12 protein-coding genes and 1 other RNA gene are annotated in these 15,371 nt (G+C 61.4%); 10 read left to right on the forward strand and 3 right to left on the reverse strand.

Going from position 1 to position 15,371, the window contains the following annotated elements; all coding sequences use genetic code 11:
* The first annotated feature begins 96 nt into the window (after positions 1-96).
* The 8 genes from prfB to ABD243_RS15450 all read left to right on the forward strand — a co-directional run bounded on the left by prfB (position 97) and on the right by ABD243_RS15450 (position 7,390).
* Positions 97-1,212: a peptide chain release factor 2 gene (prfB, locus tag ABD243_RS15415; protein WP_091249311.1), complete on the forward strand. Its 1,116-nt coding sequence runs from the start codon at positions 97-99 to the stop codon at positions 1,210-1,212.
* 194 nt (positions 1,213-1,406) lie between these two features.
* Positions 1,407-2,222 (forward strand): cell division ATP-binding protein FtsE, encoded by an 816-nt coding sequence (gene ftsE, locus ABD243_RS15420; RefSeq protein WP_344367318.1) that lies wholly within the window; start codon positions 1,407-1,409, stop codon positions 2,220-2,222.
* On the forward strand, positions 2,219-3,133 hold the full coding sequence (gene ftsX / locus ABD243_RS15425) for a permease-like cell division protein FtsX (protein WP_091249317.1): 915 nt from the start codon (positions 2,219-2,221) through the stop codon (positions 3,131-3,133). The genes ftsE and ftsX overlap by 4 nt, the downstream gene beginning before the upstream one ends.
* A 26-nt stretch (positions 3,134-3,159) precedes the next feature.
* Positions 3,160-4,560 carry a peptidoglycan DD-metalloendopeptidase family protein gene (locus ABD243_RS15430; RefSeq protein ID WP_344367319.1) on the forward strand — a complete coding sequence of 467 codons (1,401 nt, stop codon included), beginning with the start codon at positions 3,160-3,162 and terminating at the stop codon, positions 4,558-4,560.
* A gap of 103 nt (positions 4,561-4,663) precedes the next feature.
* The gene (gene smpB, locus ABD243_RS15435) at positions 4,664-5,134 is read left to right on the forward strand and encodes an SsrA-binding protein SmpB (protein WP_091249322.1); all 471 of its coding nucleotides are present in this window, start codon (positions 4,664-4,666) and stop codon (positions 5,132-5,134) included.
* Between the two features lie 151 nt (positions 5,135-5,285).
* Positions 5,286-5,654, forward strand: a transfer-messenger RNA (tmRNA) gene (gene ssrA, locus ABD243_RS15440).
* Positions 5,655-5,812: 158 nt separating this feature from the next.
* On the forward strand, positions 5,813-6,865 hold the full coding sequence (locus tag ABD243_RS15445; protein ID WP_425547224.1) for a DUF6221 family protein: 1,053 nt from the start codon (positions 5,813-5,815) through the stop codon (positions 6,863-6,865).
* Positions 6,866-6,988: 123 nt separating this feature from the next.
* Positions 6,989-7,390, forward strand: coding sequence for a hypothetical protein (locus ABD243_RS15450; RefSeq protein ID WP_344367321.1), 402 nt, complete (start codon positions 6,989-6,991; stop codon positions 7,388-7,390).
* A 114-nt stretch (positions 7,391-7,504) separates the two neighbouring features.
* On the opposite strand, the gene ABD243_RS15455 is transcribed toward ABD243_RS15450, so the two are convergent.
* Positions 7,505-8,242, reverse strand: coding sequence for a potassium channel family protein (locus tag ABD243_RS15455; protein WP_344367322.1), 738 nt, complete (start codon positions 8,240-8,242; stop codon positions 7,505-7,507).
* Positions 8,243-8,285: 43 nt separating this feature from the next.
* Entirely contained in the window at positions 8,286-8,642 is a 357-nt protein-coding gene (locus tag ABD243_RS15460; RefSeq protein ID WP_344367323.1) for a hypothetical protein, read from the reverse strand.
* A gap of 542 nt (positions 8,643-9,184) precedes the next feature.
* On the opposite strand from ABD243_RS15460, the gene ABD243_RS15465 reads away from it, so the two are divergent.
* Positions 9,185-10,378 carry a BNR repeat-containing protein gene (locus ABD243_RS15465; RefSeq protein ID WP_344367324.1) on the forward strand — a complete coding sequence of 398 codons (1,194 nt, stop codon included), beginning with the start codon at positions 9,185-9,187 and terminating at the stop codon, positions 10,376-10,378.
* A gap of 58 nt (positions 10,379-10,436) precedes the next feature.
* Complete coding sequence (locus ABD243_RS15470; protein WP_344367325.1) at positions 10,437-13,562, forward strand: glycosyltransferase; 3,126 nt, start codon at positions 10,437-10,439, stop codon at positions 13,560-13,562.
* Positions 13,563-13,846: 284 nt separating this feature from the next.
* Here ABD243_RS15470 and ABD243_RS15475 read toward each other — a convergent pair whose 3' ends face one another.
* A complete protein-coding gene (locus ABD243_RS15475; RefSeq protein ID WP_344367326.1) occupies positions 13,847-15,217 on the reverse strand; it encodes an alginate O-acetyltransferase AlgX-related protein in 1,371 nt (456 codons plus the stop codon).
* Positions 15,218-15,371: the final 154 nt, after the last annotated feature.

Consider the following 15,371-nt stretch of genomic DNA (forward strand, 5'->3'; position numbering starts at 1 on the left):
GGCCGATAGCAGCCCCAAGTGACAGGGCATCCGGGAGGGGAAGGGGCCGCGGTGAGGGCCAGGGGGCTAGGACACATAGCGTAGGCTTAAAAAACCATGGCAAACATTGATTTTCCCGCTGAAATCCGCGCGCTGCGGGCCACCTATGCGTCCATCGAGAACGTCTCGAACGTCGAGGCGCTCAAGGAAGACATCGCCGAGCTCAGCGAGCGGGCCGGTGAACCCAACCTGTGGGACGACCCCGCCGCGGCGCAGGTCATCACCTCGAAGCTCTCGCACAAGCAGTCCGAGCTCGAGCGCCTCAACAAGCTGGCGGCCCGGATCGACGACCTCGAAGTCCTCGTGGAGCTCGGCCAGGACGAGGACGACGCCGATTCCATGGCCGACGCCGCCGCGGAGCTGGAATCGGTCCGCAAGGCGCTGGGCGAGCTCGAAGTGGTCACGCTGCTCTCCGGCGAGTTCGACGAGCGCGAAGCCGTGGTGACCATCCGGGCCGGAGCTGGCGGCGTGGACGCGGCGGACTTCGCCGAAATGCTGCTGCGCATGTACCTGCGCTGGGCCGAACGCCACGGCTACCCGACCACCATCATGGACACCTCCTACGCCGAAGAAGCCGGGCTGAAGTCCGCGACGTTCGAGGTCAAGGCGCCCTACGCCTACGGCACGCTCAGCGTCGAGGCCGGTACCCACCGCCTGGTCCGGATCAGCCCGTTCGACAACCAGGGCCGCCGCCAGACCTCCTTCGCCGCAGTGGAAGTGATCCCGCTGATCGAGCAGACGGACTCCATCGACATCCCCGACAACGAGATCCGCGTCGACGTGTTCCGGTCCTCCGGCCCCGGCGGCCAGTCGGTCAACACCACCGACTCCGCCGTGCGCCTGACCCACATCCCCACCGGGACCGTGGTGTCCATGCAGAACGAGAAATCGCAGCTTCAGAACCGCGCCGCCGCCCTGCGGGTGCTGCAGTCCCGCCTGCTGCTGCTGAAGAAGGAACAGGAGGACGCCGAGAAGAAGGCGTTCGCCGGCGACGTCAAAGCCTCGTGGGGCGACCAGATGCGCTCCTACGTCCTGAACCCGTACCAGATGGTCAAGGACCTGCGCACCGAGCACGAGGTCGGCAACACCTCGGCGGTGTTCGACGGCGAAATCGACGACTTCATCGACGCCGGGATCCGCTGGCGGACCGACAACCGCAACGCCGAGAAGTAGGCCCCGCACCCCGGCCGGTCGCCTCGACTGGGAGGTCGCTGACAATCGTGCGACACGCCCCGCCGTTCCGGCCGATCCGCCTTTACCCGTGCGTATAGTCGAGGGGCCGGAGCTCTACTTCCCCCACACGAAAGCCCTTGCGCCGGCAGCAGAACCGGGCCCCCGCGGCCATGTCCTGCAGGGTACTAAGGGCCATGATCCGTTTCGAAAATGTCACCAAGGTCTATGACCAGAAGGCGCGGCCGGCGCTGGATTCGATCAACCTTGAGATCGACCGCGGCGAATTCGCCTTCCTCGTCGGGGCCTCCGGCTCCGGCAAGTCGACCTTCCTGCGCCTGGTCCTCAAAGAGGACCGCGCCTCCTCCGGGGCCGTGTACGTCGCCGGCCAGAACGTCGCCAACATCTCCAGCTGGCGCGTGCCGCGCCTGCGCCGAGGCATCGGCGTCGTCTTCCAGGACTTTCGCCTGCTGCCGCAAAAGACCGTCTTCGCCAACGTCGCCTTCGCCATGCAGGTCATCGGCAAGAGCCGCAGCGTCATTCGCGACACCGTCCCGGAGGTCCTCAAGACCGTGGGCCTGGAAGGCAAGGAAAACCGGCTCCCGCACGAACTCTCCGGCGGTGAGCAGCAGCGCGTGGCGATCGCCCGCGCCGTCGTGAACCGGCCCGGCATCCTGCTGGCCGACGAACCCACCGGCAACCTGGACCCCACCACCTCGATGGGCATCATGGGCGTGCTGGACAAGATCAACCAGAACGGCACCACCGTGGTGATGGCCACGCACGACGACGACATCGTCAACGAGATGCGCAAACGGGTCGTGGAACTCAAGAACGGCGTCGTGATCCGCGACGAGGCCAGGGCCCTGTACACGTCCATGATTCCGGTGGTGGGCCAGTCGCGCCGCCTGCGCGACGCCAGCGGCCGGGACGAGCCGCCCGCTACGTCCCCCCGTGCGGAAACACGCGCCGAAGCGCGCGGGCTCCGCACCGCAGGGGAGGGCCAGGCGTGAGGCTTGCATTCGTCCTGAGCGAGATCGGCAGCGGACTGCGCCGCAACCTGTCCATGGTGATCTCCGTCATCCTGGTGACCTTCGTGTCCCTGACCTTCGTCGGCGCCGCCGGCATGCTCCAGTTGCAGATCAACCAGATGAAAGGCTACTGGTACGACAAAGTCCAGGTGGCCATCTTCCTGTGCAGTGACGGTTCGACGGCGCCTGGCTGCGCCACCGGCCCTGCAACCCCGGAGCAGGAAGACAACCTGCGCAAGCTCCTGCAGTCGCCCGCGGTCGCGCAGTACGTCAACGACTTCCAGTACGAGTCCAAAGACGACGCCTACAAGCACTTCAAGGAACAGTTCTCCAATTCCCCGATCGTCGACTCCGTGACCCCGGACCAGCTTCCGGCCTCGTTCCGGATCAACATGAAGGACCCGGAGAAGTACGAGATCATCAGCGAGACCTTTTCCTCGCAGGCCGGCGTGGAGACCGTGATCGACCAGCGTCAGCTGCTGGAGCGCCTGTTCTCGGCCATGAACGCGGCGTCCCTCGTGGCGGTGAGCATCGCCGGCGTCATGATCATTTGCGCCATCCTGCTGATTGCGACCACCATCCGGCTCTCCGCGTTCAGCCGGCGCCGCGAGACGGGCATCATGCGGCTCGTGGGAGCGTCCAAGATGGTGATCCAGCTGCCGTTCATCCTCGAAGGCGTCATCGCCGCGGTGATCGGCGCCGCCCTGGCCTCCGGCACCCTGTGGGCGGTGGCCCACTTCTTCCTTGGCGAGGTCCTGTCCAAGCAGTACCCGGACACCGCCTTCATCTCGCCGGGGCAAACCCTGATGCTGGCACCTGCCCTGATTGGCCTGGGCGTCGTCCTGGCCGGAATTTCCTCCCTGCTGACCCTCCGCCGGTACTTGCGGGTCTAGCTTTGCGCAACGAAAAGGGAATGCTTATGACACCGATGGCCCCCCGCCCCCTCCGGCACCCCCTCCGGCTTCGCCTGGTGGGACGCCGCAGCCGGATGATCAGCGCCACCCTGGCCTTGGTCCTCGCGGGAAGCCTGGGCGCCTCGGCGCCGGTGGCATTTGCGGACAACCTGGACGACCAGCAGGCCGCACTGAAGGATCAGGCGGCGCAGGTCCAGGACTCCCTGGAGTTCGTGGATGCCAGGATCGCCCAGGCCGCGGCAGACCTGGTCCTGTACCAGGGCCAGCTCCCCGCCGCCCAGCAGGCCCTCATGGACGCCCAGGGACGGGTGGCCGGAGCAGTCCAGGAGGTGGACGCCCTCGCTGCCCGCGTGGACCTCGCGCAGCAGAACAAGGCCAAAATCACCGCGCAGCTCGAGAGCGATAAGCAGAAGATCGCCGACACCCGCAAGCTGATCGGGCAGATCGCCACGCAGGCCTACAAGTCCGGCGGCGTACCGTCCAACCTGTCATTGTTCTTCGGCTCGAACCAGGGCGGCAGCCTGACCGACACCATCGACCTCGCGGACCAGGCCCTGCGCAGCCAAAACTCCGCGATGGACAAGCTCACGCAGCAGAGTGCCACCAACGTCAACGCGCAGGCCCGGCTGGCAGCCGTCGAGGCCGAAATCACGGACCTCAAGGCCAAAGCCGACGCAGCACTGGCACGGGAGAAGGCCGCCCGGGACGAGGCCGAAGCCAAGAAGGCGCAGGTGGACAAGCTCATCGCCGATACCACCAGGATCGACGCCGAACTCCAGGCTGCCAAGCCCGGCATCCAGAACCAGCTCGCCCAGGTCAAAGCCCAGCAGGACGCCGTCGCCGCCGATATCGCCGAACGCGACCGGAAACTGCGTGAGGCCTGGGAAGCCGAGCAGCGCCGCATCGCCGAGGCCGCGGCCGCGGCCGCCCGTGCCCAGGGACAGGCGATCCAGCCCTACGTTCCGGTCCAGGGACCGCCGTCGGCCTTCGGCCTCCGGCACCCGTTCTCTTCCAACATCCCGATCACGTCCGGATTCGGCTGGCGCGCGACGCCGCCCGGCACCATCGACTTCTACGGCACCGGCGGCTATATGCACACCGGCATCGACTTCGGCGCCACGTGCGGCACCCCCGTTTACGCCGCGGCGGCCGGCACCGTTTTCTCGGCCGGCTGGGGCAACGACGGCGGCGGCAACCGGGTGAAGATTTCCCATGGCGTCATCCAGGGCAACTCGCTGACCACGATCTACTACCACAACACCTCTGTGACGGTCTCGGTCGGCCAGCACGTTGAACAGGGGCAGCTGATCGCCTACTCGGGAACCACCGGCAACTCCACCGGGTGCCACGCGCACTTCGAGACCTGGCTCAACGGCCGGGCCGTGGACCCCATGACCCTGCTGTAGCCCGTCCCGGGCCATCCGCTGCGGCGGCCGCCCTGCCGTAAACTGGAAAGGTTCCGCGCCACCCGGCCGGAGTGAATCACCACCACAACCAAGGAGTCCTACCGTGCCCAAAGAAAGTGGCCGTAAGGTAGTGGCCACCAACCGCAAGGCCCGGCACGACTACCACATCCTTGACACATACGAGGCCGGCATCGCGCTGATGGGCACTGAAGTAAAGTCCCTGCGCGAAGGCCATGCCTCAATGGTCGACGGCTTCTGCACGTTCTATAACGATGAGCTGTGGATGGAGGGCATCCACATCCCCGAATACCACCAGGGGAGCTGGACCAACCACGCCGCACGCCGCCGCCGCAAGCTGCTGCTGCACCGCGAGGAGCTCACGAAGATCTCGCACAAGATCCGGGAATCGGGTTTCACGATCGTGCCGCTGCAGTTGTATTTCGTGGACGGCCGCGCGAAGGTGGAAATCGGCGTCGCCCGCGGTAAGAAGGAATACGACAAGCGCCAGACGCTGCGCGAACAGCAGGACAAGCGCGAGGCCCAGCGGGTCATGCGCGAACGCAACCGGCGCTAGCGGGCGATCTACCGTTTGGCCGGCGGGCCCCTGGAACGTTGCCGGGAATGTTTCCCAGGGGTCGTGCGTTATGATTGAGTGTCCGGGAAGGAACGAAGCAGGACCGCGAAGCGGTTCAGCATCAGGCTAGTCCGGTTTGATAAAAAAATACGGGGATGATCGGTTTCGACGATGTTAGTCGCGACAGGTGAAGCGGGCCGAGGATGCAGAATTATCTCGTAAACGCTGTCTGCAAACCAATAAGTGCCGAATCAAAACGCACTGACTTCGCTCTCGCTGCCTAAGCAGTAAGACAGTCCGTCAGCCCGAGGTTGCTATTGCCCCGGATCCTGGCGTCATTTAGATAGCCACTGCTGTTTACCTCCGTCATCGGGGTAAACGGGACTCTTAGATGACTGGGCCCGGATCAGCCAGCTGTTTGCAGCATGGCTGGGGCCGAGAAAATCCAACGCAAACTGCGCCCGGAGAAGCCCTGACAACACGACATCGGACGGGGGTTCAATTCCCCCCATCTCCACTTACTTAAGATAGCCTCTAGATCCTTGTGATCTAGGGGTTTTCTTTTTGCCTGTTGGCGAGACTGCCCATTTTGTTGGCGAGAAATGACTCAGCTAGGGGACAGGCAGGGAAGCGACACAGCATGGAACGGGACAGAGACAACTGACCATTACCGAGTTCCTGGAAGCCCGCATAGCCGAGGATGAGGCTGTAGCACGGGCGGCCACACCTAGCCCGTGGACTCTTTACAACCGCGGCGTCGGCTGGGAGATACCCGAACTGCCCGAACCGCATGACGGGCTGACGTTCGTCAGGGATGACGCCCATTACGTCGCGCACAACCAACCCGACCGCGTCCTTGCTGAGTGCTCCGCGAACCGGAAGATTGCCGCCGCGCACATCGATGGGAGTGACCTCGGCCGCACACCGGTGGACAAGGGCAACAAGGCAGCGGTAATCGACTGGCTGGACCAGCTAACAGTCAAGCAAGGCGCCAACCAGACCAAAGACGAGCCCCTCTCACGCAAGACCAAGCAGAACATCCACGCGCTGTTCTCCGCCGCGTTCGTCACGGCCATGGACGCCGAGACCATGACCCGCAACCCGGCCAAGGGCGTCGCCGAGGCTGACCTCAACGAGGCGGGGGAGGCCGTCTACCTATCGACCGAGGATCTCGTCATGCTCGCCGAGCGCATCGACCCGCACTACTCGTTGTTGATACGGTTCCTGGGCGGCACAGGCCTTCGGCGTTCCGAAGCCACGGCACTCCGCCGGCGGGACATCACCATCCGGGATGGGCGCGCCGCGGTCCGGGTCAGCCGGGCATGGAAGTCCAAAGGCAAGGGCGAAGAGATCGGGCCGCCCAAGACGAAGAAGGCCAACCGAACGGTCACCTGTAACGCGACGCTCTCAGCCGCCCTGGCGGACCGCCTGCAGGAGATCGAGCTGGATGACTTCGTGTTCCAGCGGCCAGACGGCGACTATGTCCGAAACTCACGCTTCCACAAGGAAGTGTGGCAGCCGCTCATGGGGGAGCTCGTCGGCAAGGAGCTGGACCGCAAGCCGTGGATTCACGAGATCAGGCACGCGCACACCACGCACCTGCTCGACGCCAACGTGCCAGTCCACGTCGTGCAGGCCCGGCTGGGGCATGAAGACCCACAGACGACGCTGCGCGTGTACGCCCGGCTAGCCAAGGCGTCCGACGCCGCGGCGGCCGATGCACTCGGATAGAGCTAGACGCTACGTGATTGCTTCCATGGCAGGATCTTGACCATGACGAACGACGATACCCACGTTTAGGACCCTCCGAGCGAGCCGAGCAAGACCGAGCTGACTGGCCAAGAACGATCCGCAATGGACGCATTCATGGCTCCTTCGCTTGCCGAGGCATTGAAAGGCCTCGATCGTGCTTCGGATGCGGCTCGCAAAGAACGGCCCCGCATTAACTACGACGATCTGATCCGGGACATCGGGCGAATGCCAGTAGTGGCCCCCGGTATGGACGATCTTGAGAAATCAATGCGCCGGAAAGCCGAGAAGGAGCGCGCCGAAGCTCAGCGCCGCGTCGACGACTCGGAGAACTTCAAACTGATGGCCGGGATACTGGTGCAGATGAACCTTGACCGGGAAGCCAACCGCGAGTCTCAGAAGAAGCAAGCGGTCTTCAACACCATCATGGCCATTGTCGGTGGCGTCCTAGCCTTGGGAGGCGTCGTTGTCCCGTTCGTTATCGAAGCGATGAAGGGTTGGAAGTAGCTCGGAAACTAGGCCGGCAGGAATCCCGGGAGGCGGTCGCCCCAGCGAATGGGGCGGAGCTTGTCGTAAGAGTTTCCCTGGATTCGGCTGAACAGGGTCCGGGCGCTGGCGGTTTCAGTTCACGCTGCCCTGTTCAGCCAAGCTTTCAATCTTTGCTGAAAGGTTCTCGATCTGCGCCGTCAGCGAGCGGATTTCCGCACGGAGGGGCTCCTCCTGCGTCTCAATTGCAGCGGCGGCCTCAGCAGAGACATGCTCCACCAGCCACGACGCCACAGATGCTGTTACGACGCCGAGAACGCCGATTCCCGAGATCATCAAAGCGCCAGCCACGACCCGTCCTGTCGCAGTGATGGGGTAGTGGTCGCCGTAGCCCACAGTCGTAATGGTCGTCAGCGCCCACCAAAGGGCATCCCAAAACATCACGATGTTTGCGCCAGGAGCATTCTCCTCGGCATCGAGCACCGCCAAGGCCCCGCAATAAGTCAACAAAACGGCGGCACTCAAGACGTAAGTGACAATTCTTCCCCTCAACGCGTTCCCGGCCGTCCGGTGCAGCACCCTTATCAGCGTCACCAAGCGCAGGAGCCGAAGCGGCCGGAGCATCGGCAGCGCTAGGATAGCCAGCTCGTGGATGTTCGTGAAGAACCAACGCAAGCGACTGCGGGCCAGGAGCAGCATCATGATGTAGTCAGCGACAAAGGCAATCCACGTAATTCCAATGACGACGTCCAGCGAGGCTGACTGGGTATCGTTGAGGTTTGCGATCACCTGGACGGAATAGGCAACGAGGAACACCAATGCGGCGCACACGAGGGGCCACTCGACTATATTCTTCCAGCGCTCTTGAGTCATCTGACAAATACTAGGCGACCAAATTGAGGCAACGTCTGGGCGGTTACGCCGGCAGGAACCGTGGCAGCCTGCTTCCCCATCGGATGTGGCGTAACTTTTCGGGGGAGCGGCGGTATTCTTCGATGTCCCATTCGGAGCCGGTGACGCGGCGGATGTTGCCGGCTGGGACCCATGCCCAGTGCGAGTGGTCGCGGTCGTCTGCCCAGCCGACGAGGACGAAGGACGGGTTCCAGCGGCTCGCGTGAGCGTAGACGTCCATAGTGCGGCCACCAGCCAGCGGCAGTGTGACCCCGATCTTCGGGTAGTTACCGTACTCCCAGGAGCGGGTCTCCTCCGGCGGGTGCCCGGGGTCCTGCCGGAGGTATTCGAAGGATTCCCCGTCGAGGTTGAACGATGCCATGGGCACATCGTAGCCGGAACGCAGAAACACCCACGCTCTCGACTGGGGGAGGGAGAGCGTGGGTGTCATCTGCCGTCCCCTCACTATTGGGGGTGCGACGGAACGGTCCCAACATAGATCCACTTTCACCGCAAGTCAAAAAGGGCATTGCTGCCTTCTCACGCTCGATCAGGATGCTTTGGTGGATGTGGCCCAAGGCAACTATTTTCGGGGATGGGCCACATCTCGCCGGCGACGTCATACACTCGAAAATGCGTCCGCCCGGGGAGAAGTTTCATCCGATCTCAACACCGCTACCGCTCCGGTCATGGCATGCCTGTCGCGCAGCTCGGAACCCGCGGAGCCGCTTGCGATCTTCGCGCTGCCATCGTGTGACGTGTAGAACTGTATTCATGAACCCGCGCCCAAGCCCATCAAACCAACCGAGGCTACACGTCGGAGATAAGTGGCACGACCAGACTATCGACTCCGTCGATGTCGTCGGGTGTGCAGTTTCGGATGTAGCTATCCGACCCACTCTACTTCGGCACGGGGAAACCCTCGTGCTGGCTTATTATGACGATTCAAGACGCCTTACCCTTGCCCATCGGAATGTTCGAGGCCTCAACTGGAACTTTCAGAGGCTTGAATCAGAGGTCCAGTGGGATAGCCACAACTACATCGACCTCGGATTTGACCGGTCCGGGCGCCTCCACGTAGCTGGCAACATGCACGCATCGCCCCTCCGGTACTGGATTGTCGACCTAACGAGTACCACTGCAGCGAGTCTTCGAATCGAAGTCTTATCGGATGCTGGACGAGAGCAAAAGGTCACTTACCCCAGATTTCTGCGGGACAACGACGGAGAGCTGCTGTTTACCTACCGGGACGGGACCAGCGGAAATGGCGACTTCATTTGCCTCCGTTGGAACGACGAAGCTGCTCAGTACGAACATATGACCGACCACCCGCTGATCGATGGGAGGGGGGAACGCAATGCTTACATCGACACCAACGCACCCGTCCTGGGTCCTGATGGCGCTTGGCACATGCTCTGGGTTTGGCGCGACTCTCCGGAGGCCGAGTCCACCCACACCGTCAATTATGCGCGGAGTGCAAATTTGGTGAACTGGACCGATGCCGCAGGAAGTCCAATTGACCACCCCATCGGTGAGGACGCCGGCACCGTGGTCGACCCGGTGCCGCCAGGTCGGGGGCTTATAAACAACAACGTTCGATTGGGATTTCTCCCCGACGGACGGCCACTGGCGATCTATCATAAACGGGACGAATCACACTACCAACAGATATGGGCGGCTGCATTCGACGGCTCCCAGTGGGTACGGCGCCAACTCACTGAATGGACGTACCGGTGGGATCCTGCTGGAAAGGGATCTCTGGACTTTCGTATTGAAATCGGACCTCCGGCAACGACCTCACGCGGTGTCCTGGTCGACGTTCGCTGCGACCAGGAGGTACAAACGTTCGCTGTGAGCGAGGAATTGTCCATGACCTCGCTGGAGTTGGCATCACCGTGGAACCCGCTCCGCCGGGTCGACCGCTCGGACGGGCTTTACCAACGGGTCACGCTCGGGCGCGGTTGGGCGCCCGGTGACCCGGGCGCGGACTGGTTCGTCTTGCACACCTCACTCCCTGAGCAGCGGGACCAGCATCCAGGGGATCAGGCGCCGGCGGCGCAACCGCTGATCGTCGTGGCAACATCTCGCTCCGGTCAGCACTCGCTGGACCTTAACTGAATGCGGTTCCGGTAGTCTGAAGAAAAAGCATACTTATCTACGCCGCAGGGGGCAGCGCGTGACAACCACCAGCTTTGACCAACTTTCCGACCTCGAATTGCTTCTCGCCACTGGGATATTTAATAGGTACTGGTATTCAGCCCAGAGTGACCGCTTCTTCCCTTCTGATCGGGCCGCCGCCGCCGATTATCTCGATTACGGCATGTCGAACGAGATGTCACCCCACCCGCTTATGGACCCCAGATCTTTTCCAGGCCACCTCCGCCAGGCTTGGAAGCAGGGCAAGTTCAGCGACGTGATGAAATGGTATAGAAGGCCGCTAAGATCGCAGCCTTCGATTGGTCCGCTGCTCATGCCCAATCTTCTTAATTCTGAGTCCGGAGTCATCACAGACAGCGATGTGGCCGCCGATGCCGGAGGAACCCTCGGGTGGTTGCTAAAACACGCCCCTAACGATTTCGTGGTGGACACGCCGATCGGGCACTGGGTCTGGAGCGATGTCCGCGATTCCTGGAAGGGCATCGTTGACACGATAAAGACCCATACGTTCAAGTCCCGACCTCGCGGGCGAGACAATTGGGATCGAAGCGCGGAGCACACCTGGCGTCGGAGCCTCATCGACGTGGACGTTCCAGTAGCGGAAGAGGAGATGCCTATAGTCAGTGTCATCATGCCCGCGTGGAATCGCGCCGACGTCATTGCGCAAGCCATTCGATCCGTCCAACGACAGTCGATCCGCGAATGGGAGTTGATCGTCGTCGACGACGGATCGACGGACTCCACCCGCGATGTAGTGCGCCTCATGGCTGCGGCCGATCCCCGCATTAAACTCGTGGCTGCGGACCACCGCGGTGTCTGCGCGGCCCGCAACGTGGGCTTGGGACTTGCCCAAGGCCAGTGGGTCTCCTTTCTGGACACGGACAATCTGTGGCCCACCGAATATCTTGAGCTCTCCGTGAAGGGAGCAGTCAGCTCGGGGGCGCGTGCTGTGTACGCGGGGCTCGAGCTCCACAACGGGGACAGGGTCTCGTACAGGGCATATCAGGGTGACGTCGAGGACCTCATGATCCTCAACCACATCGATCTCAACGTACTCACAGTAGAGCGCGACTTGGCTTCCCAGGCCGGTGGCTTCGACGAGAGCCTTAAGCGATGGGTCGACCACGATTTCGCTATTCGAGTTGCAAAAATTTCCAAACCTATCCTTCTGCCCTTCATCGGATGCAGGTACTGGGACGACAGGGATGGAGGGAACCGGATCACTACGACTGAGTCCGACGCGTGGCAGTGGGTGGTGCTTGGCAAGAACCTTATTGACTGGGAAGCCATGAGGAGCCGAGATTCAGTTCCCGGCCGCGTGACCATTTCCATGCCGGTGTACCAAGACTGGGCTATGACGGCTCGCGCTGTGAGGAGCGTCCTAGACAACTCCGGCGACGTTGATGTCGAAGTAGTCATCGTCGATAATGGGTCTGCGTACTATTACAGTGCCCCCCTCGGACAATTGTTCCACGGCGATCCGCGTGTGCGTTACGTTCGATTGCCCCGGAATTTGAATTTCAGCACTGGGTCCAATTACGGTGCTTTTTTGGGCACCGGGGAGTACACCTGCTTCCTAAATAACGACACCGTGGTGCGCGAAGGCTGGTTGGAGCCATTGATCAGTCGATTGAAGGATCCGAGGATCATATCCGTTCAACCCCTCCTGCAATATCCTGACGACTCCATCCAAACTGCAGGCACTGTGTTTATGGCTGAAAACACCTTGCCTGGGCACTTTCTGGCTAACCACCCGCCGGAGGACGCCCAGCACACGTCTAGGGAAAAGTTCTCTGCGATAACGGGCGCTTGCATGCTCTGGAGAACAAGCGATTTCTCCGGTCTAGGAGGGTTTGATCCCTTTTTTGTGAACGGCATGGAAGATATCGACCTCTGCCTCAGAGCGAGCAGAGAACTGGGTGGCCATTTTGTGGTGGAGCCAACGTCTCGAGTTACCCATCACGAGAGCAAGACTCCCGGTCGAGGGCGCAACATAAATACAAATCGTCGAGAGTTCATGAAGAGATGGAATGGGTTGCTTCCAGCCCCCGAGACCGACAAGTATGACCGCGCAGGCTTTCGGCTCGTACACGTGGCCGGCGACGACAACCTTGTTCCGGCTCCTCGGCCGGTCGTCATACGCTCGCCCGATTCGCTGCGCCAGCGGTGGGGCATCCGATACTCGTCTACGGGTGGGCAAGATGGCGACAGGTGGGGAGACACTCATTATGTCGGCTCCTTGGCCGATTCTTTGCGTAGATTAGACCGCGACGTTGTCGGCTACCGGCATGGTCACAATGCTGACCGTAGCCAGGCGTTTGACGATGTAAACCTAGTTGTGAGAGGCCTTGACAAGGTAAATCCCATTCCGGGGGCCGTGAATGTACTGTGGGTCATCAGTCACCCTGAGGATGTGACGGTCGACGAGTTGCGTGCGTTCGATCTCGTATACGCCTCATCGATTTCCTGGGCAGCAGAGATGTCACTGCTCAGCGGCCGCGAGGTGAAAACGCTTCTGCAGGCCACGGATGTCGCTCGGTTCCAGCTGCCTCAAGCATTGTCCGAGAACCGCTGGCGCCCGACAACCTTTGTAGGTGCGAACACACCCAACCGTGAGCGAAAAGTCGTTGCCGACGCCCTTCGATCCGGCATCGATCTGCGAATTATCGGGCACGGTTGGGACAACGTCCTCGAACCACGCATGCTCGAGGCCGTAAACATTAGAAACGAAGACTTGGGGAGTTTTTACCGGTCGTCTATGCGCGTGCTGGCGGATCACTGGCCAGATATGGCGGAAAAGGGATTCATTCAGAATCGGATCTTCGACGCTGTCGCCTGCGGGACGCCGGTCGTCAGTGACGCCGTGGCCGGCCTCAATGAGGTCTTCGGCAGCATGGTCCAAGTTTACGAATCCGTTGATGAGCTCCGGTGGCTGTGCAGCCCGGAGGGTCTCTCCGTCTTCGGCACCGCCGAAGAGCGAGTCCTCCAGGCTCAAGAAGTGATGGACAAACACTCGTTCGATGCCAGGGCTAAAACTCTGGTGAGAGATGTCGAGGACTGGCAGATGTCGCGTCCCTCGTTGGGCTTGGGCGCTCCCGTCGTTGCATCGCATCCTGTTCCGTCGACTATCGTAGTGGGTCCCTAAGCTAGGAACCGGGCTACGACAGCCGATATCCACGTCGACACATCGTTTTTGTTTGCTGGATCTTACAGGCCGGCAGCAAGTCGTTTTGCCTTATGCCTAACCGGGTGCCCGCTGTATGCGAACGGAGCGGGCATCGCGCAGACGGGAGAGTGGCTCGGCAGTCGACCGACACAGAACGTGGGCCGCCAAAACGCCCCCGCACTTGGAACCGGTGCGGGGGCGTTCGGTCATGGGTCACGCCGTCGTGGGTCAAGTCTGGTCACGGCCCAATGGTTAGCCAGAATCTAGCTGGCGGGCTCCGGAGGACGGACCATGAAGCGCTCAATCGTCTGCGCGATTACGAAGTCGGGCCGGACATCTTTCACAAGGTCCATGTCGACCGTGTTGACCCATTTCATGTTGTATTCGCTGAATAGTCGGGCGAACCACCATCCCAGCCTCGTCGGGCTTGTCACGCCCCCAAAAAACGAGTTGCCAAAGACTAGGACTTTCTTCTTGATCGGCGCACGATTATTTATCCAGATGTTGTGGGAGTCGACGAAATTTCCTGGGTTGTAGGAGTATGCGAGTTCTATCTCGGAGTCGTCCAAGGAGCCGGGGGCGGGAACATGCTGCCTGTCCCACAAGGGGATGTCGAAGAACTTGGCCGATAGGTCCCCGTCGCGATAGACCGTCCCGGTCAGTTCGATACCGGCGAGGACCCCAGGGTGACAGTCAGGGAGTCTTTCCAGAATTGAACGCGCCATTGCTAGCGAGCCTGCCGGTGAGCAATGTGTGTCGTTCCGCTGCCAACCTTCGATGTCACCCGACCAATTGTCGAACATGTCCAGGAAGCTCAGATAGTCGGGTGTGCTATCCATTAGCTCATTTACCCGTCGGTACAGCGGGGTGGGGCCGCTGATGGGCAGGGGGGCAAGGTGTCGTAGGGCGGTCAGTTTCTCAGGGATGACTATTTGAAGGAACGGGATACCCATGTCGTTCAGAGCTCGACTGGTGGATCTGATGGTTGAAACCCATCTCTGGGCTTTCTCCTCCAGTGCGGTTTGCTCAGCCGCGTTTTTCGGCTCCACGTACTGGTCCCGCAGGGCGTTATTGCCGCCGGTCAAGAAGAGGTGTCCATCCCTGCCAATCTGCGCCACATCATTGCTGGACCGCAGTCCTACAGGGAATGCGATGTAGGACAGGTCCCCCGACTCCGCTGTTTCCCTGACTTCATCGATGTGTTTCGAGAGAGTGAAGTCAGGGATATGGAGCGCCTCAAGTATCGCTTCGCGTGCACCCGCGGTGTTAGTCGCCGCTTGCTTAACGAAGTCAGCTATGAGCCCAACTTCTGCACTGGAACTAAGGGGAATGGTGCTGATTTCACCATCGACAGTAGCCGTTACTTGAAGCGTCTTCAAAATGAAGCTTTTAATATCTAGCGGGTCCTCAAATGTCAATGTGAATGCGGTGTTTGCGATCCCTCGGGCTGCTCGGACGTCCGGGCGTTCGGAGCCGAATATGACGCTCCCAGCATGATCCCCGTGGCGGCCCAATTGGAGGTGTGGTTCTTCGCCGTATCTACCCAGTTGAACCCAACCTGTCAGCTTTCGCTTATCGAGTGAGATCATATCGACATAGCCTTGAAGCATTTTTTCCTCTTCATCGTTTGGCACGATTCTTCCACAGCGCGTGCTTACCCGACAGCGGGGCGATCGCCACCCGGCTTCGCAGCATGCGCGGCAAAACGACACAGCCCGAACTCCCTGCGCGACAAGAAAAGGGCGCCCGCCCACCGAAGTGGGCGGCCGCTGGTGCTACTGGCTGCGG

The sequence above is a fragment of the Arthrobacter humicola genome (assembly GCF_039531445.1).
Taxonomy (GTDB): Bacteria; Actinomycetota; Actinomycetes; order Actinomycetales; family Micrococcaceae; genus Arthrobacter; species Arthrobacter humicola.

Coding starts and splice junctions, on each gene's coding strand:
- prfB (WP_091249311.1), top strand. CDS start 97: ATGGCAAACATTGATTTTCCCGCTGAAATCCGCGCGCTGCGGGCCACC.
- ftsE (WP_344367318.1), top strand. CDS start 1,407: ATGATCCGTTTCGAAAATGTCACCAAGGTCTATGACCAGAAGGCGCGG.
- ABD243_RS15430 (WP_344367319.1), top strand. CDS start 3,160: ATGACACCGATGGCCCCCCGCCCCCTCCGGCACCCCCTCCGGCTTCGC.
- ABD243_RS15450 (WP_344367321.1), top strand. CDS start 6,989: ATGGACGCATTCATGGCTCCTTCGCTTGCCGAGGCATTGAAAGGCCTC.
- ABD243_RS15455 (WP_344367322.1), bottom strand. CDS start 8,242: ATGACTCAAGAGCGCTGGAAGAATATAGTCGAGTGGCCCCTCGTGTGC.
- ABD243_RS15460 (WP_344367323.1), bottom strand. CDS start 8,642: ATGGCATCGTTCAACCTCGACGGGGAATCCTTCGAATACCTCCGGCAG.